A 22050-nucleotide genomic window follows, 5' to 3' on the forward strand; every position below is an offset into this window, starting at 1 on the left:
GGTACTTTATAATTAATTTATAGCGCTCTTTTATGAGCGCTTATTACATATGAATACCACATTGTATTGTATAGAGATCCATCTAATATAATGTGGTATTGATTTTCTTGTGGATAAACTAAAAACGCCTGAACATTTGTCCAAGCGTCATGTATGTACCTCTTATACAATTTTGATTCTTATAATCTTAACGGGTTGCCCTACAATAGCGGCAGCTTCTTTCTTGGCTTGCTCTTCGATCTCAGTTTCGTCATTAAGCTCTGTCTGGAAACCAATAGACTTTCTTTTCTCGCGCGGCCCATCAAAATACATATATTCAGCAACAACACTGTTCATCCTCTCACCTCCAAATTAAGTATAACAAAAAAGAGCCCCGAAGGGCTCAAGCAGATTTTTTCGCATTCGCATTGTAATCTTGTACAGCCTTTTCGATTACGGCCCGTATCTCCTGTTCTGTCACATTGATACCCATCACTCTTAGTTTTCCGATCACATAGTCAATAGCCTCTCGCAATTTTTTGTCACCCTCAGAACCCTTGAAGACAGATTCAGCATAGGCAACAGCCTCAACACCAACCTTATGAAATAATTCCCGGTCCTTTACTGACGTGTTAGCCATATAGTATTGTTCAGCTTTCTTCTGTGCTTTCTTTATTGCACCTGTGGCGATGGAAGCTAAAAGCGAAAAAAACGCCATTACAATAATGGTCACATACGGTTGAGCCGCTTCTATTAATTGTTCCTTCATTATATGTCACTCCTCTTATTTTATAGTTTAGGGAAAATATCTACCCGTTTCGGATTAGTCTTGTCCCAGAAAATACGTGCTCCAAGCGCTGTAGTTAGCGCACGAGCTGGCACATGACCAATACCGTTGATGTTTACCGTCTCTACTGCGTCGCCGTTAATAGTTACTTTACCGCCTGCATAGCCGATCTTACCGCCAAGCATCTCGCCAATTGGTCTGGATGGCACAAAGGTTACATTTTTTATGCTGTAACCCACAAAGTCCTGACCACTTACAATGACCTCCATTGTCGGGTATGGCGCTGTCTCTGCTGGTTTAGGAGTTACTGGCGTAGGCGTAGGTGTTGGCTTTGTATCTGGTCCTGTAAATGGCACGCCTACGTGAGCACACAAGCCTTTTGCGATGGCCAGAGCAACATTGTTTTGAAAGTCGTTGTCAAAGAGCGTTGCTTCTTCCACTGCGTTGCTGATAAAGCCTACTTCAACCAGTACAGCATCCATTGTGGTAGAGCGTATTACCTGAAAGTTACCATAAGCTACGCCGCGGTCTCTAAGCCCTGTAGCTGCTGCCATATGCTTGTGTACAGTGTTAGCAAGGTTCTTGCTGGTAGGACGCATATAGTACGTCTCTGTGCCTGTTGCATCTGGATTGCTGCTGCTATTCGCATGGATGGATACGAAGGCATCCGCACCAGCTTTGTTAGCGATGGATACACGCTCTTTAAGCTCCAGAAATACGTCTGTACCACGTGTGAGAATCACCTTTAGCTCAGGATTATCTTTTAAAAATGCTTCCACCTTAATAGCCATAGTCAGGTTAAAATCCTTTTCCTTCTTACCTGTTGGCCCGAGTGCTCCCGGGTCCTTCGCTCCGTGTCCTGCGTCAATTACGATCGTCTTTTTCCCCATCTCGTTGTCCCTCCAGTTGTTGGATTTGTCGGCATCTTGGGCATAAGTAAACGTCACCCAGGATAATAAAAAGGGCCGTCTTGGCCCCTTCAGAAAGTTTGGCAAATCTTCGTTTGGCGTGTTCGCATCCCATTCAATCCCGGCCTCCTGCATGATTAAATCTATCTTGGATTCCATCCGCATCATTCGTATATCTTGTTCCTCGGTCAGCAGCCAAGGAAGCCACTTCCGAAGTAATCTTTTCACTTTCTTTTGCTTCAGGATCAAAAATATTATTCCGGCTGCCGTCGACAGCGAAAGCCCATTCTTGATGATCTGTTCTGCTGCTGAAATTATGAAGTCGTACATTGCTGTCCACCGCCGGGTATAGAAACTTGTCTCGTGCTGTCGGGCCGAGCAACCATAAAACCATATTCAAAAACTCTGGAGATACCGCACACTCGCGGCTATCATCATCCAGCTCTATATACTCCATAATGACCTCCATAAAGAAAAGGACCGCCAGATAACCCGGGGTCCTTAATAAGGTGTGTAGTTAGTAATCATTACCACCAGTTTCCATATTGTAAACGATTATTTAGGAAACCCTTGCATGGTTGTTCTAGCAATTTGATTTCTCTCTGACAATAGCGGTTCAATCTGTCTTCGTTTTTCAGCAGAACTCATTGTCTTGTCAGCTTCAATATCCCGGATACTTGCATTGATCTTGCTGATTTTTTTCGTTGCTTTCTCCAATACCTTGAGATCACGGTTTCGCGTAAAGGCTTCTTCGTTGAGATTGGCTGAAGCTTTTTGGCTAGAAAGCTTTTCTTTTGTATCGTACATTTTTTCTATTGATTTGGTACTTTGTAACGGATCGACTGTAAATGCTTTTACGAATGGCAATTGTTCCATTCTTTTTTCTGGTGGATTAGGACGATCTACTAACCCAGTCTTCTTGAGAATAGCATCTGTAGCAGTTGTCGCATAATTACCAAGACCAGCAGTAAGCCCCTGAATCGTGCTATCCATAATACGTGGGGATGAGAAGTTTTTGAAAGCTCCTTTTCCATCAGTCGCTTTATTTACTACCCCAGCGAGAAACCTTGCTGTTTCAGTAGTTCTTACTGGATCGTACTGATCTTTATATTCTAATCCTTGTTCACGTTGTGGAATAATTGGACCTTGTCGGAAGAAAGAGTAATTGGACATGCCCTCTATAAATGGCCACAAACCCGTAATTTGTGCAGGTAGTGCAGCATCACCAAGCATGCGATTAACAAAACCATCAAATGCATCAGGGTCATTTTCTTTCGTGAATTCCAATGCGCGCTCTGGCAGATTAGCGAATAATGGTGCTATATCAAATGGCTTGGGAATCCGGGCTACTGTATCAGTGCCAGGAATAGCAACAAGCCAAAAGGTGTCGCGCATCCAGTCAGGAGATTCACTTATAGTTTCTTTTTGCTTCTCGTTTGCGAATCGACTATTCAATGCATATATTCCTAAAGTTGGTAGCGTAGTAGACACAATCATACGGGTGGTTGTACCGATAGGATCTTCTTTAATTGCACGAACCAATTTTGATTTACCTTGAATGTTCGCATTAAGAAAAGCGACAATTCTATTAGCTTGACGAATACCTGAACCTGCACGCGCGAAGTCCATTAAATCACGTGAACGATATGCCGCTTCTTGAGGGCTTACACCCTTCCGCAATGCAGCCCGATACTCACCTACTTTTGTTGCAGATTCCGTTACATCTGTAATTGTTCTTAGCATGTTTATGAAGGCTTTACCAGTAAAAATGTTTACGATCTTCTTGCTCGGCTTCTCCTTCAACACCGATTCCAACGCTTTGCGGTGAATGTTTCTATCCATAGATAGCACGTTACCGTATGCTCCAAGATTATCAATCCACTCTTGATACAGTTTACCCTTTGAAATGGACTGGATTAAACCTGCGCCAAAGTCAGTAATCGGATTAAATCCACTTTTGCTCACTACATAAGCTTGCAGAATGTCACGCATTGGATTCCGCAAGCTAAATTCAGGAGTGAGTGTGGCACCAGCACGTAATAAAGAAGCAGGCTTAGATAAAATATTCATCAACATATTTCCTGATTCTTTATCCAAGTTCATCAAAGCTCGGTACACTTCCGGTTCTACCTCATACTTGACGCTCTCACCGTTTTCTTTTACATTAATCACGTTCTTCCGTCCAACTTGTTCGTCTGGACCTAAACGACGGATAAAGTTTTCATCCACGTCTTTTTTGGCGAGCTTCGAAATCTCCATAGCAACTTTGTTCCGTTCAGATGCGTTCACCGTTTGAAAGATATTACGGACCATATTTTCAAGTGGATCGACTACTTTCTTTTCAGATCCTTTTAATGCCTTGATTGGACTAGCAACGTTGGCAAGAGATTTTGATAACCCACCAGCAAACGCCTCGGGGGTATCTTCGAATGCACGGAATAAAGGTATATAATTCTTCCACCGATTATCCAGTACATCAGCTAGTTCTTTACTGATTACACCACTATCAACAAGCTCTTTCATCATATCCTTACCGACTTGTACCAACTCTTTACGTGCTGCTTCCATCTCTTCTGAACCATACTTTTGAATAACTGCTGCAATCTCTTTATCCGTAAAACCTGATTTGTAACCAGCGGCGTTAACGTCCTTAGCGTGTACAGCAAGTGCGTACTTTCCGATATCGTCAGCTGTATATCCCGCCTTTTCTGCCGCTGTTACAACTGGCGCAAGACGTTGTTTAACGATCTGGTTTGCTTTTTCTGGCGCACCTTTAAATAACCTAGCTTTCTTATACAAACTATTCTCTGCACTTGCTACGCGTCCTGTTACGCGCTTCTCCAAGCCAGCCAAAGACTGAACATCATCCTCAAATTGCGTTCTTATTCTTTCAATCTTCTGTGAAAACGATGTCCTGCGTTTGTTGACATCCTTACTAATTTTCGCGCTAAATGTGTCAGCGTCACCGATATCCTGACTATTGAACCTTACGGCATCATCGCCTTCTTTTGTCGCTAGACGCTCCTGTTTTCGAAGCTCCTCTTTTGAAGCACGGTAGGTACTTTCTGCATGAGGACGAAACTTTTCGCCAAACTCTTTTACCATTTCTTCTGTCCAGTCAGCAAACTTTATAGTCCCTTTACCCATCTTGGCAGCCCCAATAATGGTGCGATCACCCCATTCTGGAAGGGGGTTGGAGTTAAGATTGTTTTTTCGCTTATTAATACGTTCTCTAGCAGCTTTTTCTGCTTGGTCCAAGTAGTTGTATACCCGGTCCCTGACTCGCGGTTGTTGGATGGTTCTGACGATTTCCTCTGCTTCTATTTCTGGTGTTATTCGTTGTAATTCAGCATTACTAGCTTTGGCATTAGCCGCTTCTAGCCTCTGTTGCCGTACACGTAGATACTTGGGTACAGCAGGATCATTTATATCAAATGTTTGCTGACGATTAATGGACGATTCACTCACCCGTTGGACAGGTTCACGACTTGATCCAGGCCGAGAACCTACACGCTGGACAGGCAATGACGACTCACCGACAAATGTAGAATTGCGACCAGCCGGAAGGCCCAATGGTTCTGGTGCCCAGTCTGTAGGGTTTACAATAGCATCATCTCCACGCGCCAAGCTTGAGCGCTGTCCAGCTTGCGCCATGCGTTGGTCACCACGACCAAGAGGTAGAGCGAGTGTATCCTCTGTTGGAGTTGCCCCTCTGGTTCTTCCTCTGCCAATGCCAGCTCCAACACCTCTTATGAGCAAGTCGCCGCCTGCTCCAAAAGCCGCCCCTAAACCTGCGTTATGCAGCATTTCCTGTCCGGACGTTTGATCCTGATTAATACCCATGGCAGTATTTCCTACAGCACCAGCAGCTGCACCACTGAGAGCGCCACGGGTAAAGCGGTCCGCTGTCCCGGCACTTACTCCCGGGATTCTAGCGGCTTGTCTGCTAATTGTATTTGTAAGAGCGTTCCCGGCACGTGTGGCAAGTACGCCTTCAGCAGCTTCTAGCGGGGCAGTTATTAGATTCTGTCCTTGGATACCAGGAGCAGCAGGATTGATTGCTAATGCAGCGATACCACCAATACCCCCAGTGATATCGGCTACTTTATCCGCTGTCGCATTACCTGTTGTAACGTCATAGTAAGGTTTATCGCCTGTTACAGCGCTACCTATTTGTCCAAACGTACGTGTAGTAAATTGCCCTGGCTTATTGTCCAATACAAGACCAGCAATACCCTGTGCTAGTGGTTTCACTGGTGCGATTGCAGGGAATCTTTCTACATCTTTATCTATGCCTTCCATCCATTGTTCATATGCACTCAATGGCTTGATTGTCTTGCCAGTTGCCGCTCTATATGTGCCTATAGCGTCCCGATTTCCCTGAGTGGCTTGGGCAAAAGTAGAATTCTCAATAAATCCAGGTCCTACAATGAGTGAAGGTGGCAACTTAATACGGTTATTTTCACGATTAGCTGCTTTACGTTGCATCTCTTGCCCTGCATAGTTCAAACCTTTATTTACAAAGTCTTTTGTTACATCCGAAGTCGCAACATTTTTTATCACACTTGGTAGGGAAGCGCGTGTATCTTCTATCATGCCTAGTTCCATTTTACGTTTCTGTATAAAACTTAAGTTGGAATTGGAGTTTGAATTACTCGCAGGAGCGGAATCAGCAACCATTCCTAACTCGCGCTTTCTCTTCTGTATAAATGATTCAGCCATGTTTCACCCTCCTATCTCAACATACCCAATGCGTCATTCACTTCTGATTTAAACCGCTTCACAACTCCACTACGTACAGATGGGGAAGAACTAGGGAAATACTTCATACCGTTGTTCGCTGCCCTCTCTGTATAAATGCGTCTGATAATTTCAGCGTCTGACATATTAGGAGATATACCAGCGTTCTTGAAAACTTTATTAGCGCCCCCAACACCGTGTTGAGTAGCTGTAGACCAAAGTACACTCTGCAAGGCTTCAGATCGTTTGGAAACGTCTAAGCCCGTAGATTTAACAATTTTTGAAACAGCAGGAGCAAAAGTGCCTTGTCTCATATATTCATGTTGCATAGCATTGAACTGTTTCGGATTAGATGCCGCTATTTTCTTCCAAGCAGAATCGAAAGCAGCCGTTCCTGGTTTCTTACCAGCCAGTTGCTGATACATGCTTGGGGATACATTTTTCAGGTAATTCACAAACGAATTCACACTGCCTGTATTTGTGGCAAGCTGATATGTGCCGTAGGAAGCGCCCCCAATGTCCCCGGGTGTATGTGCTACAGTTCCGGGGTTGCCACTGGATTCATATTTACTTGAGAGCGTCCCAATCCCTCCTACGGCTGTTGTTTTGGGGGCTGCCCATTCCAAGCAAGTCCATACCGTTGATATAATTTAAATTGCTCATATTCAGTCAAAGGAGCTGCAAGTATGGACCTTTCCAGATCCGGTTTATTTGAAATGAATTCATTGCCATCAGCATCCTTAGATTTAATTACTTGACTATCCAAGTAATCTTTCGCATAGCTTTCAGCCGTCATACCTTTACTTGCAGCAGTCCGATCTTTTTCTACTCCATATTCGAATTGACGCGCATCTAGCGTTCTTATTCCCTGTGGAATGCCTGTTAAAGATGACAATTCGCTTGTTACATAACCAAGCTGGTCAGAAGCCGACCATGCATTTTGTAGAGCCTGCTGATCCACTGTATTACCAAACTGAGCTGTAGAGAAATCATTTTCCCAACTTTGCTGTCCTTCATTAAATTCTTGTTGTCTTGCAGCAAGACCGTTATTAAAATTCTGCTGTTGGGCTTGCAACGTAAGCGGCGTATTTGGATTATTGGCTTGTCGGTTAAGCCCTTGCCAGTCCTCTTGAGGCGTTACAGCGCGTCCGGTCATTTGGCTAATAGTATTGGCTGCATTAAGATTGGACTCTTTCCGCTGTTGGTCTACTTGCTGTCCTTGTAGTGTCCGTGTACCTACACCGACGTTCTTGGCAGCCTGACCAGCATTAACATTGGCACCATAAAGACTTGGATCAATTCCCATTGCTTGCAATTGCATCCGTAGTTGATCGGCTTGCGAACTATATCCGCTCCTTTGCTCCGCTGTCACACCTTTAGCCTCAGCTTGATTCTTCAGAGCAATTATATTGTTCATCGCTGTTCGTGCCTCTCCAGACAGATAATTACCTGTAGTCTGTGCCTCGGCCAAAGGCTTAGTAACATCCTGTTGATATTGGCTAGAATACAGATTAACTAGATTGTTGATTTGACTTTGTCGTGCGTCTCTATCGTAATTAGCCTTGTCGATGTGTCTGGTGTATGCCTGCTGCATGAGTTGCGGCAATGTTGTATTAGCGATACTCTCCATACTTCGGTTGGCTAGTTGATTGGCTACAGTATCAGACCAACTTGATCTACCTTGACCAGTAGCCCGTAACCTAGCATTAGTATTACGCTGCTCTGTTGCTAAGTTAGCCCGTGCTTCAGCAAGCGCAGATTGATACGCTGGATCTGATTGAGCGTCATATTTAAACTCTGCAAGTGGAGCAGCTTGCGTACTAGCTAAACCTGACAAAGCACTTAATGTCTGCTCTGTCCGCGGCGTAGGCGGCGTATACGCTGTTGTAGTGGTGTTATTACGTACATTGTTTGCAGCTTGCACCATAGGTGAAGCCTTAGCTACAGTTGGCACAGCTACAGGCTTAGTAGGTGTCATACCCTGCCAGGCGTTGTTAAAGTTTTGTTGCGTTGACATTGCGGAACCATTTGTAACAGAACCCGGCTTAAGAAAGTTTCTACCGTTCACCGTTACGAAACCATCTTTGTAGCCTATTTGATTGTTTTTAACACCCTTGTTGTTTAGTGCCTGTCGCACACCGTAATTATTGGTGGTTGCCATATTGAACCTCCATTCTAATGCAATAAAAAAGGACTCTCGTATGAGAATCCCAAAGTTTTCCTATTCATATTTTTCAATCTCTACTAAAATTATATATTTAGAGAGGAGGTGAAGATATTGAAAAAGATAAAATTAAAAATCGTACCAGAACCACAAGATGGAAAAGTCACCGTATTTGTTAAACCAAACAATGACGACAAACGCCCATTCGTCGTTGGATCAGGAAGCTACAAGTTTGCTTGCGGTTTCTGTGACCATATCTTAGCTCGAGGAGTTGAGTTCAAGCAAGTTCAAAATCTTGCATTTAAGTGTCCGCGTTGCTCTAAATATAACATTTCCAACAATCCTACTCCAAGAGAGCATTCTTAATTAAAATAGGTTTCTTTAATTCATAGAATTGCTTCCTTAAGGAAACATCAATGTTCATGATTACTGGCTGGTCTCCAACAAGTTTGAAGATCAGCCATTCTCTTACGGATTTCATTTTGATTCCTCCTAATAGAAAAGGACCCTCGTATGAGAATCCTTTTGCTCATTATTTTATTGTTGTGGTTCTTCAACTGTTTGAAGCTTTGCTAAGTTGGCTTCAATATCTTTAACGGTATTTTCATAATCAGCAAGTTGCTGCTCATATCTACTTATGATTTCCGAATAATCGGCCTTTTCCTTATCGGTTGTAGCTTTATCTGCTTTGTCTTTTTTATCAGCAATAAAATCCTTTAATTCTTGAACTTTCTTATTGTTTTCAGCTAATGCAGTTTTATAGCTTTCTATTTTTTCTAATCTATATTTTTCTTTTACCTCTGCGGTGTTCAATTTTGCAGCACCATCCTTTTTAGTGCCATCTTTCAACACTACATTTTTACCTTCAACTGTGACTGTATATCCAGCCGCTTCACCAATAGAGCGAACAGGAGCATAACTCTTTCCTTCTACTACAATTGCCTTATCAAGTTCTTTTCCATTAACTGAAACGGACGTTTCGCTCTGAACTTTTTTCCCTATCAAACTTTCAATTTCATCCGCAAACGATGTTGCTCCTATTGTAAATAGCGCTCCAGCTAAAAAACCAGCGACAATTTTCTTCATGATGTGTCTCCTTCGATCCATTTTTCACCAATATAACACATCATTGCTGGATTATGAACCTTCTAATGCTTCAAGTCTATCAAAAATTTCTGATAAATCTTGTTGTAGAGTCCTGCTAGTGCTCCTATTATACAATCTGTTCCAGTTTTCAAAGTTTACTTTTTCAGAGACCGCCATGTCTAAATCTCCACCAGTCACATTGATAACTAAACCGCCTACTCCAAATAACTCCATCGTACCAGACACGTCATTCAAACCGCCTCTTGGAGTTCCGTTAAATATCCATTTTAAAGCAGGTGTTCCAGCATAGTTAGGATCAATAGCAATGTAATGATCGGCACTAGAAAAAGCTGCTAATATATTTCCTTCACTACCCATTTCAATTTTAGGATAAGCTCCATCTGTTGAACTAAGCAAAAACTTAGTCAACGTAACTAAGCCACTCTCAAACACCTTAAACGCTGCCTTGGCTCGGTCCGGGTCACCAGCCCATATACGTAGGTCATCTTCATCCGTTCGTGCGCTAGATAAGCCTACAGCACCGTCTTTGGATTGTAGCTCGGTTTTATTGACGTTGTAGCCGCCAATCTCACGGACGTTTTTACTATCTATAGCGCCGTTGACGATGAACTCTAATTCTTTAACAACTCTCGCAAACAAATCCAACAATTGGTCATGACTGGTCTGCGCTACTACCTGTGGAGCCTGAAACATTGCCATGAATATACCTCCTAATAGAGCGGCAACTCACGTTGTTGTCGCGTAAGTTCGTGCAGCTTAAAATAGCCTGTACCCTCAAATTTGATGCGTATATAATTTTCATTCGCCATCTTCGCGGTAGGTATGATTACCCGATGCTTAATAAGGTCAGCAGCTGGTGCAATCTCACCAACCTGTACCCAATCGTTGCCGTTAATAGATGGTGACAGCGATATCTTTACTGAGCTGTTAGATAGCAAATCCACGACAGCCCATAGCTTGTACATCCTCAGCTTTTGGGCGATTGAGCTATTGTTAAACGGCTTCGTAATAAGTGACCATTTAACGTCCTGTGTGCCATCTTTAGAACTTGAGAATAGTTGTAGCACTCTGCCCTTGCTATCACCTACATAGAGGTTGCCGCTCATCTCTGCAAAGCACAGTGGGTCGATATCATTAAACATCGTCCAAGCTTGGATGCGTGGGTCATAATTTAGTATGTCGTTTTGGTGAGTGGAAAAGAATAATGTTTTACCGTCTGTCCCTGCACAGCTTGTGCTGTTGACACCGTTTATAAAGCCCTTAACGACCTCGCTAAACGATTTATCAGGTAAGATACCACCAGTATATTGATAGACACCATTTAAGTTGGCAAAGTAAATAACACCGTCCTGCGTGATTACGCTTTGATTGTTACGCACGCCGATACGGTCAGCCACCATCTTAGTGGTAAAGTCCGATGGGACACCGCCGTACATCTCATGGAGACTGTTAGGCATGCCGATTGTAAGCTTGGTTAAGCTACCGGACAGCATATTCACGGTTTCCCCTGCCATGGATTCCATTTCCTTGCCGTAGCTATCCTCGTCATCACCGTTGTATAGCTCCCACTTTTCTGGTTGATCCAATGCACATGATTTAATCTCCTTGCCTACAGCACACCACAACCTATTTTGGTAGGTGGTAATATAGTTACCTTTGGCTGGTGCTCCGGTTAAATCAGCTACTGCAGTACCGTCATAATGCTTGATTGGATCTACTCCGTTGGCTCCTACTAAATGGATTTCTGACCAGTTGCCTTGGAAGTTCGTAAATGACCATCGGGCCGAGGTATCCAGTCCGGAAGCTAGCGTTTGCCAAGTATTATTGTTAAACACTCGCCATGTACCGTCCCCGAATACCGCATGCAGCTGCTGGTTTTTCCAGACTCCCAGACCGAGCACTGACGTACTTATCGTACTGCCAAGTACGCTGTAACCGCGCCTGGTTGCTATGACTGGGTATTCGTCCAATACAAAGTTGCTGATGCTGGTGAACAGGTTATCTGCAATAGAGAGAGGGTCGAAACTGCTCAACCCTTTCCACTCTCGTACTGTAATTGCTTGCTGTATACCGGGTAGCGGTTGGTAATTGGCTTGTTGATATTGGATTGCCATCAAGTCACCACCGCTTTCTGGTAGTTCTGTGATGCTACATTCCACGCCGCTTTGTATTGATTCTCGTAATTTGAAGCCTTAACGGAATCATCCATACTATGAGCGATGTATGCAGCAAGAGCCGGGATATACGTCCAGTGATACTCTGCTGGCGCATCCGGCTCTATGGTTAAGTTGCTGCTTGTATAGGTTGTGGTGCCAATCCTACTGTACCTCACCAGACCTCCTAAACCTACTGTATACGGTGGAGGCGATAGGGTTAATACTTTCGTTCCATCGTCGAATCTAAACGTATTCTGTAAAGGATTAGGTGCGTCTGATGATAGTACGTGATACTTGACCACACCGCACATCACGTAATCTATATTTTTAAAGCGGACATTAGCAGATAAAGTATACTGGCTTTGATCCAGGACTGATGTAAACGAATCAAAGACTGGTATCTTCACCACGTTGAAAAAGTCCTGATTAATTGCATTAAGCCAGATCAACTTATCTGCTGTGTCGACTGCATTGGGTACCAGTAAATCTACTTCTTGGATAATCTCATTTATTTTCATGTTATCACCCTACGATTTTGCGACTTCGACTGTGACTTCAAATGCATTATTAGTGTTAACCACGTTGATTAAAGTAAGAGAGATCTTAGCGCCTTCGCTGCTCACACCCCAACGGGAAATGTTGAGCTTGGCTGCTGGTCCGATGTTGGATGTGCCGATCACATCGGTAATATTGCCCTGTTGAAAATGAGCATCAGCAAAGTCCCTAATAACCACCAAAAACACACGACTGACAGAAATGATATCTGTTGAGGTGTCTTTCATGGTGATTGTGAAGGTGTGTGTCTTCTTGCTGTTGTCAATTAGCGAGTCTGTCCAAAAATCAAAAGTGTGCTCTACACCATACGTAAGTGTGGCCTTTTGGCGCTTGTACGTCCCAAGGTTATTGACTACCGAAATGTCTGATGCTCCAGTCAATAACGATCCAAATGAAGCCTTATCCAGGTTACACCCGGTAAAGTTAATGTTTTTACTACCTGATCCCGTCACAAGGTGCGTAGGTTTCGCATTACCCTCCCAGTAATCCATCGTAAACACGTTGCCACTGAATACGATATCTTCACAATTTATCATCCGTAAGTGTGTTTGTTGCCAGTCGTTTACATTGGAATAACCGGAAGCCATCATTACATTTCCGACAAAGGCTAAATCCCTTGTGTTATTCATGTAGATGCCTTCGTTCTCGCCTCGGTCAAAAACATTGCCCACAAACGTAGAACGCTGTGTGCCAGTCAGCGATATGTGCATGTCATTGTACTCTATTTTGTTGTTTACAATGTTGCACGCCGACCCGTTGTATACCATTCCTATCTTGCAAGTGTAGATAAAATTATCAAACACTTTGGAGTCATAGAGCAGGTTAATCCCAACATTGGCGTTAAAGATAGCGTTGCTATTGATCTGCCACTGCTGCCCCTGTGTACCGCCAAGGTCAAAACCTATTGCAGTGTTAAATCCTGCCCATTGGCAATTGGTTACCTGGAGCAGTCTTACCGATCCGTCGATACCGTTAGTCACCCGGCTTTGACCTACAAGAGTAAGATTGTGTATCCCGATGTGACTGGCACCATTAGCCCTAAATAAAAACTCGTCGCCAATCTTAGCGATAATACGTGATGGTCCCAGGTCATACTCGTAGTCCCACGTCTGGTTAACGCCCATCAGAGATATACCGTTGTATAGGGTGAGCTCACCAGCGTAGTAACGCCCGGCCGGGAAAAATATATATCCGCCTACCAGTTTCAGCGCATCTATCGCAGCCTGAATCGCCGCGGTGTCGTTAGTGACACCATCACCCTTGGCCCCATAGTCCTTAACGTTAAGCGAGTATGTGCCTTTTTTGACAAAAGTGTTTTTGTTTGCGACCCAATCATTCAAGTCTGATACCTGTTGCGGACTCATCAGGCCGCTCACAGTCAGCGTTGAATTTGGTATAGGGTCAGCTCCATCGCTCAAATGAGACGATCCATGCAAGCCGGGGATTGCTTCTCCGGTAGCCGTGAAGATTAATTTGTCTTCCTCTGGATTCGTTGTAATGGCTATACCTGTGCGGGCCTCAAGGGTTAATGTATCTTCCTTATCATCAGCCACTACCGGGAGCTTCCCAGGTACTTCTATCGTTTTAAATGCATTCTTAGCAAAATTGTCGTCAGCATATTTCTTCGCGTTTTCTTCGGCTTTATCTGCCTTCTCCTGCGCACCCATTGGGGTTTCGTACCTTGGATTAAGCTGTGAACCAATATCCTGTGTTGTGTTAGGACGCCATGGTAGCACCAATATCATTCACCCCTTTACGGCCTACGTCCTAGCCGTGTAAGTCTTATATGCACGTTGTACAAGCTGTATGTTCCTGCACCTGACTGCGATGCTTTAAACGTAATTACATCCGTTGCAGCCAAGTATCGTTGTTCTTCAAATCCCAGAAACGTAACTGCGCCAGCTCCAAACCCAACTACTTGGCGGCTCGTCAGCATCGTGCCATTTTGATTTATTGTCAGATCTAAGCGGTTCGTCGCTGGCAAATCCTGCACAGTAGCAAGTAGGTTAATGCTATACCAGCCATCTAACGGGATTACTACGGTGCTACCGCTGCGCATGCTGTAGCTATCCTCTACCACTGAGGTTATTGGCACATCCAGTACGGTCGGACTCGCTGGCAAGGTTAGTAGACCGCTACGAAGGTACGTAAACGGGAAATCAGCCCACGTTAGATAGCCTTGTTGCTTTACATAACCCGTTGTTGCTACCTGAGTATTGTTGGTTGCCGCCGCAGCTGTAGGAGCCGTTGGTGTACCTGTAAGTGCTGGACTGGTAAACATGGTAGCCTTGCTCTCATTGGTTACGTTGCTTAGTCCTACATCAGCCTTAGTTAGCGTCACGACGCCAGTTTTCCCGGCTACACTCTGCACAGGTGACATAGGAGTAAGCAACTCCTGCCAGTTGGCTAATAACGTAGGGTCAGTACCCTTGAGAATATAAGACTTGCTAAGGTCAGTCCTGACAGCCACATCACCCGTTTCGGCTACAAGAGCCAACATATCGGCTTGAGTAGCTACCAAAAACGTATCGGTGACCGCTATAGCTGGCACAACAACAGCATCTAGCTTGCCGTTTTCATCGAGCACAGGTACGTTTCCGGCTGCTGTGCCAGCGTCCAAGTAAGCAGAGTTACCAGCATCGTATACCTTGCTTAATGGGATAGGGTCAATATCTACTGGCCCAGTTGCCGTTACGGTGATTGCTCTGTCGTCCGGATCTTGTGTTACCCGTATGCCGATGCCCTGTAGTATCTTGAATTCAGTCATCTTTGCATTAGCTGGGATTCCATTTATAACGGTAAAGGCGTTTTGGTTGACCTCTGCACCCCACTCAATGCCGTCTAGCTTGTTATGGTCTGTCTGAGTAACATGGACTGTCTGATCGGCAGCATGATCCTTAAAACGATCATCTAGGGCATCGGTGTACGTCTTAGCGTTCTGCTCGGCTTTGTCTGCTTTTTCCTGGGCGCCAAGCGGTGTTTCATAGCGCGGGTCCAGTTCTGCCGCTGTATTTTCACTTGTATTCCCGTGTTTCCATGGATAAGGATTAGCCACGTTACCACCTCTCCTCTATTACATAACGCTCATAACCACTTGTGGCCGTGCGATAGTCGGCAAGTAGCTGCTGATAGCGCACATCAAAGTTGTTGTTTTCTGGCATTATATCGCGCAGCACGCCGTAAACCAGCAACATGTCCCAATCTGGATCGAAGCCTGTTGTTGATTGCAGATCAGCCACCGTGATTTCCGGGTACACGGGCGTGTAAAATATCTTAATGCCATAGGCCTTCGCATACTTAGGTGGTGGAAATATACCAATCTGACCAGCTACAAAGTAGTAATAGGTATGTTTCATGCGTTCGTTAAACTGCCTGAGCGGTATCCTGTGCCAATCCCGGCTATCGTCGTGACCTTCGCTATTATCGTAGATTGCACGGCGTATATCGACGTCTGTGACGTTTCCTGGTGGGCATGGCAGATCATATAAGCCCTCGCCCACAACGGTGTCTATGGCTTCTTCGATTACCTCTGATTGCTGCTGTGCTGCGGTTGGTGTACGCAACAGCATATCTCTTACGTTAGTCAGCTTCCGCAAGATAGACACGACTGGGATTTTGTTCTCCGGTAGCTTCTCGACTATTTCCTCTACTACATCCTGTACGCGCATAGTGGCACCTCTCTTAGTACAGCGCTAAAATATTGGTTGCTGTCGTCCCAGTCGCTTTGATCTTTTTAGCAGGCAAAAATAACGGTACGCCTGCTGGTACAGCCTTAATCGTTACCTCATTACCTGACGGGCTTACAACAGCCACATCGCCACCTACACCGCAGTAAATACCTACACACTTACCATCAGGCAAGTCCGCTGTATCGATTGGCGTGACAGACACGTAATCACTTGCTTGTTTTACGGGTAGCGGATCTAGTCGGCTTGACATTCTCGTGCTCATCATCTTCACCTCTCGTTTGCTTTACTATGATTTCAAGCAGCTCATTCGTTCGCTGCTGCTCCTTAACCAGCGCGTTTAAAGCGTCAATCTCCATCCTGTACGACATCACAAGTACCTCCTATACATAAAAAAAGGGAGCAATTAGCTCCCCTTCTTGGTTTCCATTCCACCGTTCTTATCAATCCAATCACGCATGGAATTATATGTTTCAACCATTTGCTTTTGTGAGTCGTTGAAGTCGTCGGATACCTTCAGGCGAGGAACATACTTGTGCTTGGGCGTTACACCCTTGCCGCCTCCGCTCACGGTCCATTCAACATCTTTTCTCACGGTGCCACCACCTTTACTTTCCAACTACCGGATGCCAAGTCGATAGTAGCACCAGTTGGGTTGAACAAGGAAAATTTAATGGCATTAGCAGCAGATACATAAGCCTGCACCTGCACGCCTTGCAGATCGTATGGAGGATATACCTCTACACGTCTGCCAAGGACAGCGCCAGTTACGGTAATTGCGCTCGACACCGCTCCGGTCATCGTGGCCAAGGAAGGAGGATCAAACGTTACTGTCGCTGCAATAACATTCGAACCTCCTACGGGTTGGCCCGCTACTGTCAGGCTGTTAGTCTCAATAGCATCAAAATGTGTTTTAGACAATTTAACCCCTCCTTATACTGGGAAGTGACCGAAGCCCCATGTCCAGTCAATGCAACCAGAAGACTTACGCATAATCACGCTGTACTTTGCAATCTCTGTATCAAAATCAACCATACTGTTTTCTTCCGGTTTCCGACGATCAAACCATTTCATAGAGCGTTTCATACGACGACCGTCGGCAACAATCCAAGCCTTTTTATTACCTTTACTAAAGAACGGATTGACAATTACCTTGATGTCGCCTTCATAGATATTGATGTTGTGGTCAGCAGATCCTGGCTCATAGCCTTCACCTTTACCGCTGATTCCTGCAATTTGAAAGGCTGCACGTTTGTTATACGGCGCAACAATAAGTGTGTCTGCCATTACCGGAATTAGATTCCCTCTGTCGTTCGTCCATTCTTGCATAGCTACTACAGTGTCGTCGAATGAATCAATTGTCAGAGCATCAGTGCCTTTGTTAGATTGCCCTGGGCCTGTGTCTCCAGGTGCCAAAGGATGGTCGGTGGCAAACAAAGCCTTTCCATCAGGCAAAGAAGCATCATATGTCCGACCACGGTAATCAACTGCTCCTGTCGTCTTATCGCCGTTAACAAACCATTGTGCCGCCATGGTTTGACGCGTATAGTAAACCGACTGTGCCAGTGATTTAATACGATCTTTAATAGCGGTCAATTTCAAATCGTCGATGAAATCACGGTCAATTTGACGACCGTCTGAAAATTTATCATGGCGGAAATACTTCTGCCAGAGTTCATTGATATCAGAGTAGTAGACTTGTTTGTTAGAATGACCCCATTCCTCCATTAATCCCTCTCCGCCAATCATTTCGATACTCTCTACTGCCTTGTCTGAGTTTTGAACATCGAACATTTCAGGAATATAGTCTTTCATTCCCTTTACCTCTTGTGAGTACAACTCCCTAAACACAGGTTCCAGAACTTTTTGATCCCAACTCAATGCACTTTGTACCATAATTTTATATCCCCCTTATATTAAAGCTGCCGATTTTTAACTTTTACGCGGCAAGTTTTTGTATTTGTATTGATCTCTTCGACAGCAAAAGCACCGCCTGTAATGTCACTGGAAAGGATGGATAGCCCATCTGTAGAAACATCAGCCGTTCCTACTCCAACAACAAAACCAGCGTCTGGTGTGCCAGTGTAAGGAGCATCGTACCAGTCTCCTTCACGCGCTAAGGCTACTTCAAGAACCTTGTCTGTGCCAGCATCTAGTTTCTGAGTTGCAAAACCAGCTACAGCATCACCATTACCAGCCTTAGTCCATCGACCACTAGCAAGCTTTACAGCTTCACCTTTTACAAAAGCTTCGCTATTCGTTGCAAGAATGTGACTCACACGCCGTTGTGGCGCTCCAAAATCGTTGTATACCCAACTGAATGCCATATGTTTTTACCTCACTTTTTTACGTATTTTTTTGCTGCTTTTGGATCAAGGTTGAAGGCCGCAAAAGCACTCGCCAAGTCCTGCGGCACTTCCGGTTCCATTTCTGCTGATGCTTGCGTTACCACTTGAGACCGCTTATTTAACCGTTGCTTCTTGATAACATCCTGCTCAGTGCGTTTACGTTCGGCAGCCAAGAATTTATCCCGGTTGGTCACCTCATAAGCATGTACTGGCTTGTAACCCTGCTTAATGAGTGCGTCCATTTCCGCAGTAAGCCACTCCGGTTTTTCTCCTTCGGCTGGCGCGTTCTCGACCAACTCAGGGTGCTGATTGAACAGTTCTTCCCAGCCTTTAAGTAGCTGTTCCTGCTGTTCTTCCTGCTTGCGTGTCTCCTGTGACTTGGATTCACGCTCAACCACTTCACGAGCTTGTTGTAACAAAGGGTGAGCGTCTAGGTACCGATCAAGGTAATCGGGGTCAATCCCAGCGCTTTCGGCATCCTCACGCAATTGCTGTTTAAGTAGATCAAAATCATCCTGCTTTTTTTGTATTGCCTGTTGCTCGATTTTGTCCAAGTTGGCGAGGTATTCGTCTGCCGTTTCAAACCCGGCGAGTTTGGCTGCTCGCTGCAAGGCTTGTTCAGCTTCGGTTCTACGTTGGCGCTCCTTGTCCAGGCCGAAACCCTTCTGTACTAGCTCAGGGATTTGGTCATCATCGACTTCAATCTCTTCTTTGTTAACTTTGACTCTGAGCTTCTTGGGTTCGTCCGCTATGGCTGGCGGCTCGTCCTCTGGCTCAAGTTCTTCGTCTTGCTCCGGTTCGTCTTGATCTTCGCCCATTGGTTCATCCTTAATGATGCCGAATTCCCTCAAAGCTGCGTTGATATCGACGTCCGGTGTATCTGGTGTTTCCGTGGTTTGAACGTCCTCACTATGGCTGGTGATTTGTTCATGTTCATTTCCTTCCATTTGTGTTGCCTCCTATCGGATAAGCTGCTATGGCTGGCAGCAGAGATAAGCAATATAAAAGGCCGCCCCACGACTGGGAACGGCCTGCATTATTCGTTTGTTTCTTCAATATAACGACCCATGATCATCATCTTGGCAAATTCGATCATGCCCAAAGCTTCTATATAAGTTAGTTGGTCTGGATTCTTATAGTCCACATCACCTGTAAGTACATCAAACTCAATAATGATTTGTTTGGTCATTGTAGGGGCATTCACGCTACACCCCCGCCCATCTGATTCATCAGCCCACCAGCTACCTTACTGGCTTCAATGTCCAGTTTCTGTTGCTGTAGGTTCTGGTTGAACTCCCGGTCTTGCTGCTCCTGCATCTGCTTTTGTCCAGTCAACTCACCAAGCTGTTGCTGCATTTGCTGGTTCTGCTGCTGCAACTGACCAAACTGTTCTTGCATTTGTTGTATCTGCTGTTGCATACCGGATTCTTCTTGCACACGACGATTAATTACATCCATTGACTCCATGCGACCATTATCAATGGTGTAACGAACAGCCTCACCATCAATCATCGGAAGTTGTGTGACTGGGTCTACCATTTGCAGCATATTAAACGCCATTTGGATGTAATATTCTCTATCCTGTGGTTTATCAGCACTGATATTAACCAGTATGTCGAATGCAGGTACATACTCCTCGGCTACATCATGAATTTCAGGCACTTCCTCGCCTGTCGTTGGATCAATAGCAGTGTTGCCTGTGTCATACTGTGACGGCGCCTGAGATACAAGAGAATCCCTACTAACGCTGACTGAACGCCCCGTTACACGCGCTACACGCTCCGTGGTGTAGAACTGCGCCATAAGCTCAATGTACTGCTCAAACACGTCTTGCAAGGCTTCCTCTATCGTGTCAGTCACCGTGTTAAGACGTGTACTTGCAGCAGCCATGAGTGACTTGGCTTGCTCACCACTGGTTACATTACTACTTGCCTGACCGTTCGCACTGTCAAACTGTCCGGGCAGCTTCTGGAGCATCTCCAGATAATATTGCTGCATATTAAGGACTGTTGATGGAACATTAACGCCTTGCAGTTCTCTAATCTTGTTACCAGAGATCGCGCCAGGAGCTGTTGGAAGCATGGCACCCTCAGTTGATCTCTGTTCCTTCCAAGTGTTTGGCTTAGTAATAGCGCCTTCCTCGTACATCATGCCGCTGCCGCCCTGCTTAGCCATAGTAGAAACTGCGAGTTCAGCAAACTTATTAAGCATGATTTGAGGTTTGATCATATCCCGGACAAAACCTTTGCCCCATGCATCTTGCTCAGAAGGGTAAAGGGTACGGGCTGTAAATGGATATTTGCCATGATCGTAAAAATAGGACTTATGCTCAAGGAATACACCATTTGAGCTAATGTAGATGCAATGTACACCCTCCATATTTCCTTCTGCTTTGGCATAATCCTCTGAAGGGTCTTTGCCCTCGCTTAGTTTCGTTTCTGCCTGTTCACGGAATAACTCTTTATCATCGTTACTCATCATCTTAGGTAGACCACGATACCAGTATTCCAACAGTCCAGCGGTTTGGGATTTTTTCACTCCAGTTCCGTAACTGGCTCCATTGTCTCGATTAAATCCCTCACTACTCACACCTGTGTGGTTGAATATTTCAATATCATCTGTGTTTTCGTCAGATTCAACCTTTCCCCCCTGTAAAGGGAACCGTTCTTTGAAATATTCCAGCGGCTTTCTAGACTTGATAATAATGGCGCCCATTTCCTGCAAATTGATAAAATCTTTTATGCGCGGATCAGGAAAAAACGTAGCCAGATCAACAGGAATAATATCGTTCTGACCTACAAATCTGTTTTGCCCTCTTCCACCCTCTACTGTCGGATCAAAGATGGTTTTAAATATAAGTGGACCGTGAATGACCATGCGTCGAATCGCCCGGATATACTTCTGTTTGAACTTAATCTGCCTTAGTTCATAAGGCATGTAGTCGTTCAAGTCAGATGCTTTCTGCTCGTCACCTTCCTCCTGTGCTTGGAAATCAGGATAAGGTGCCCAACCAGTAAGTTTGCCGACAATAGACTCAACTTGGCTGTAGATGATGTTGTCTACGCTATTAGGACGTTTGCGCGAGACAGCTTCAGATCGTAACCCGCGCCAGTGATCTCCCATGTAGAAACGCTGTTCTTCTTCCCAATGTCCCTCGACACTCTGTCTTGCAGAACGAGCCTCATCAAAATCCCTCTGCACCATTGCCACAATCTGTTGTTGCTGTGGTGTATTGATAGGCTCTACAGAGGGCTTATCGTCTTCAACACCGAATATCCCAGCGAATTTATTCTTCGCTTTTTCTAGTACAGTTGACACTGTGTATCACCCCTTTCACGCAAAATAAAAAGCCGCTAGTGGCGACTTGTGTCTTCATCATCTTCATCTATGTCAGGATCATCATGGTAGCTTAGTGGTTTGCGCTTTGGCTTGTCATCAACTACTACAGGCTGCTGATACGCCTTATATTCCCCGTAGTCCTTAGCCATCAGCTTATTGGTCAAGTCCTGTATAGTCTGTTGCTGAATCATCGTAATTCGGTATATAAGCACTGCGGATATGCCCGCGCCTATTGTTCCAACTGTAAATACACCAGCTATAAACTGTATGTCTGTCATCGT

25 protein-coding genes are annotated in these 22050 nt (G+C 44.8%); 1 reads left to right on the forward strand and 24 read right to left on the reverse strand.

What is annotated here, in order from left to right; genetic code table 11:
* Positions 1-162: 162 nt before the first annotated feature.
* The 7 genes from ACL9RM_RS24830 to ACL9RM_RS24860 form a co-directional block, all read right to left on the reverse strand.
* Positions 163-336 (reverse strand): hypothetical protein, encoded by a 174-nt coding sequence (locus tag ACL9RM_RS24830; protein ID WP_235307802.1) that lies wholly within the window; start codon positions 334-336, stop codon positions 163-165.
* A 46-nt stretch (positions 337-382) separates the two neighbouring features.
* Positions 383-748, reverse strand: coding sequence for a phage holin, LLH family (locus ACL9RM_RS24835; protein ID WP_414126595.1), 366 nt, complete (start codon positions 746-748; stop codon positions 383-385).
* Positions 749-768: 20 nt separating this feature from the next.
* Positions 769-1833 (reverse strand): N-acetylmuramoyl-L-alanine amidase, encoded by a 1065-nt coding sequence (locus ACL9RM_RS24840; RefSeq protein ID WP_422759414.1) that lies wholly within the window; start codon positions 1831-1833, stop codon positions 769-771.
* Positions 1790-2131, reverse strand: coding sequence for a hypothetical protein (locus tag ACL9RM_RS24845; protein WP_414126597.1), 342 nt, complete (start codon positions 2129-2131; stop codon positions 1790-1792). Before ACL9RM_RS24845 ends, ACL9RM_RS24840 begins: the two co-directional genes overlap by 44 nt.
* A 98-nt stretch (positions 2132-2229) precedes the next feature.
* Positions 2230-6396, reverse strand: a complete 4167-nt coding sequence (locus tag ACL9RM_RS24850) for an LPD38 domain-containing protein (RefSeq protein WP_414126598.1) — start codon at positions 6394-6396, stop codon at positions 2230-2232.
* A gap of 11 nt (positions 6397-6407) precedes the next feature.
* Complete coding sequence (locus tag ACL9RM_RS24855) at positions 6408-7040, reverse strand: hypothetical protein (protein ID WP_235307798.1); 633 nt, start codon at positions 7038-7040, stop codon at positions 6408-6410.
* The gene (locus ACL9RM_RS24860; RefSeq protein ID WP_414126599.1) at positions 7007-8431 is read right to left on the reverse strand and encodes a hypothetical protein; all 1425 of its coding nucleotides are present in this window, start codon (positions 8429-8431) and stop codon (positions 7007-7009) included. Before ACL9RM_RS24860 ends, ACL9RM_RS24855 begins: the two co-directional genes overlap by 34 nt.
* Positions 8432-8692: 261 nt before the next feature.
* Here ACL9RM_RS24860 and ACL9RM_RS24865 point away from each other — a divergent pair, with 261 nt between their 5' ends.
* A complete protein-coding gene (locus ACL9RM_RS24865) occupies positions 8693-8944 on the forward strand; it encodes a hypothetical protein (RefSeq protein WP_414126600.1) in 252 nt (83 codons plus the stop codon).
* A gap of 171 nt (positions 8945-9115) precedes the next feature.
* Here the strand turns inward: ACL9RM_RS24865 and ACL9RM_RS24870 are convergent, their stop codons facing one another.
* The 17 genes from ACL9RM_RS24870 to ACL9RM_RS24950 all read right to left on the reverse strand — a co-directional run bounded on the left by ACL9RM_RS24870 (position 9116) and on the right by ACL9RM_RS24950 (position 22047).
* On the reverse strand, positions 9116-9664 hold the full coding sequence (locus ACL9RM_RS24870) for a hypothetical protein (protein ID WP_414126601.1): 549 nt from the start codon (positions 9662-9664) through the stop codon (positions 9116-9118).
* 51 nt (positions 9665-9715) lie between these two features.
* Positions 9716-10384 (reverse strand): hypothetical protein, encoded by a 669-nt coding sequence (locus ACL9RM_RS24875; RefSeq protein WP_414126602.1) that lies wholly within the window; start codon positions 10382-10384, stop codon positions 9716-9718.
* A gap of 11 nt (positions 10385-10395) precedes the next feature.
* A complete protein-coding gene (locus ACL9RM_RS24880) occupies positions 10396-11799 on the reverse strand; it encodes a hypothetical protein (RefSeq protein WP_414126603.1) in 1404 nt (467 codons plus the stop codon).
* Positions 11799-12248 (reverse strand): hypothetical protein, encoded by a 450-nt coding sequence (locus tag ACL9RM_RS24885; RefSeq protein ID WP_422759415.1) that lies wholly within the window; start codon positions 12246-12248, stop codon positions 11799-11801. Before ACL9RM_RS24885 ends, ACL9RM_RS24880 begins: the two co-directional genes overlap by 1 nt.
* A gap of 120 nt (positions 12249-12368) precedes the next feature.
* A complete protein-coding gene (locus ACL9RM_RS24890) occupies positions 12369-14132 on the reverse strand; it encodes a glycosyl hydrolase family 28-related protein (RefSeq protein WP_414126653.1) in 1764 nt (587 codons plus the stop codon).
* A 17-nt stretch (positions 14133-14149) separates the two neighbouring features.
* A complete protein-coding gene (locus ACL9RM_RS24895) occupies positions 14150-15451 on the reverse strand; it encodes a hypothetical protein (protein ID WP_414126605.1) in 1302 nt (433 codons plus the stop codon).
* Position 15452: 1 nt separating this feature from the next.
* Entirely contained in the window at positions 15453-16064 is a 612-nt protein-coding gene (locus tag ACL9RM_RS24900; protein WP_414126606.1) for a hypothetical protein, read from the reverse strand.
* A 13-nt stretch (positions 16065-16077) separates the two neighbouring features.
* Positions 16078-16335, reverse strand: a complete 258-nt coding sequence (locus tag ACL9RM_RS24905; protein ID WP_414126607.1) for a spike base protein, RCAP_Rcc01079 family — start codon at positions 16333-16335, stop codon at positions 16078-16080.
* Positions 16292-16453, reverse strand: a complete 162-nt coding sequence (locus ACL9RM_RS24910; protein ID WP_414126608.1) for a hypothetical protein — start codon at positions 16451-16453, stop codon at positions 16292-16294. The genes ACL9RM_RS24905 and ACL9RM_RS24910 overlap by 44 nt, the downstream gene beginning before the upstream one ends.
* 35 nt (positions 16454-16488) lie before the next feature.
* Positions 16489-16677, reverse strand: coding sequence for a hypothetical protein (locus ACL9RM_RS24915; RefSeq protein WP_414126609.1), 189 nt, complete (start codon positions 16675-16677; stop codon positions 16489-16491).
* On the reverse strand, positions 16674-17003 hold the full coding sequence (locus ACL9RM_RS24920) for a hypothetical protein (protein ID WP_007428663.1): 330 nt from the start codon (positions 17001-17003) through the stop codon (positions 16674-16676). The genes ACL9RM_RS24915 and ACL9RM_RS24920 overlap by 4 nt, the downstream gene beginning before the upstream one ends.
* Before the next feature lie 12 nt (positions 17004-17015).
* The gene (locus ACL9RM_RS24925) at positions 17016-17978 is read right to left on the reverse strand and encodes a phage head protein (RefSeq protein WP_414126610.1); all 963 of its coding nucleotides are present in this window, start codon (positions 17976-17978) and stop codon (positions 17016-17018) included.
* Positions 17979-17998: 20 nt separating this feature from the next.
* Positions 17999-18409 carry a hypothetical protein gene (locus tag ACL9RM_RS24930; RefSeq protein ID WP_414126611.1) on the reverse strand — a complete coding sequence of 137 codons (411 nt, stop codon included), beginning with the start codon at positions 18407-18409 and terminating at the stop codon, positions 17999-18001.
* Positions 18410-18420: 11 nt separating this feature from the next.
* Positions 18421-19377, reverse strand: coding sequence for a hypothetical protein (locus ACL9RM_RS24935; protein WP_414126612.1), 957 nt, complete (start codon positions 19375-19377; stop codon positions 18421-18423).
* 89 nt (positions 19378-19466) lie between these two features.
* Entirely contained in the window at positions 19467-19619 is a 153-nt protein-coding gene (locus ACL9RM_RS24940) for a hypothetical protein (protein WP_422759416.1), read from the reverse strand.
* 11 nt (positions 19620-19630) lie between these two features.
* Positions 19631-21748, reverse strand: coding sequence for a hypothetical protein (locus ACL9RM_RS24945; protein WP_414126613.1), 2118 nt, complete (start codon positions 21746-21748; stop codon positions 19631-19633).
* Positions 21749-21783: 35 nt separating this feature from the next.
* Complete coding sequence (locus ACL9RM_RS24950) at positions 21784-22047, reverse strand: hypothetical protein (RefSeq protein WP_414126614.1); 264 nt, start codon at positions 22045-22047, stop codon at positions 21784-21786.
* Positions 22048-22050 lie beyond the last annotated feature (3 nt).

Origin of the sequence: Paenibacillus sp. S29 (genome assembly GCF_049319765.1) — a bacterium.
Taxonomy (GTDB): Bacteria; Bacillota; Bacilli; order Paenibacillales; family Paenibacillaceae; genus Paenibacillus; species Paenibacillus polymyxa_B.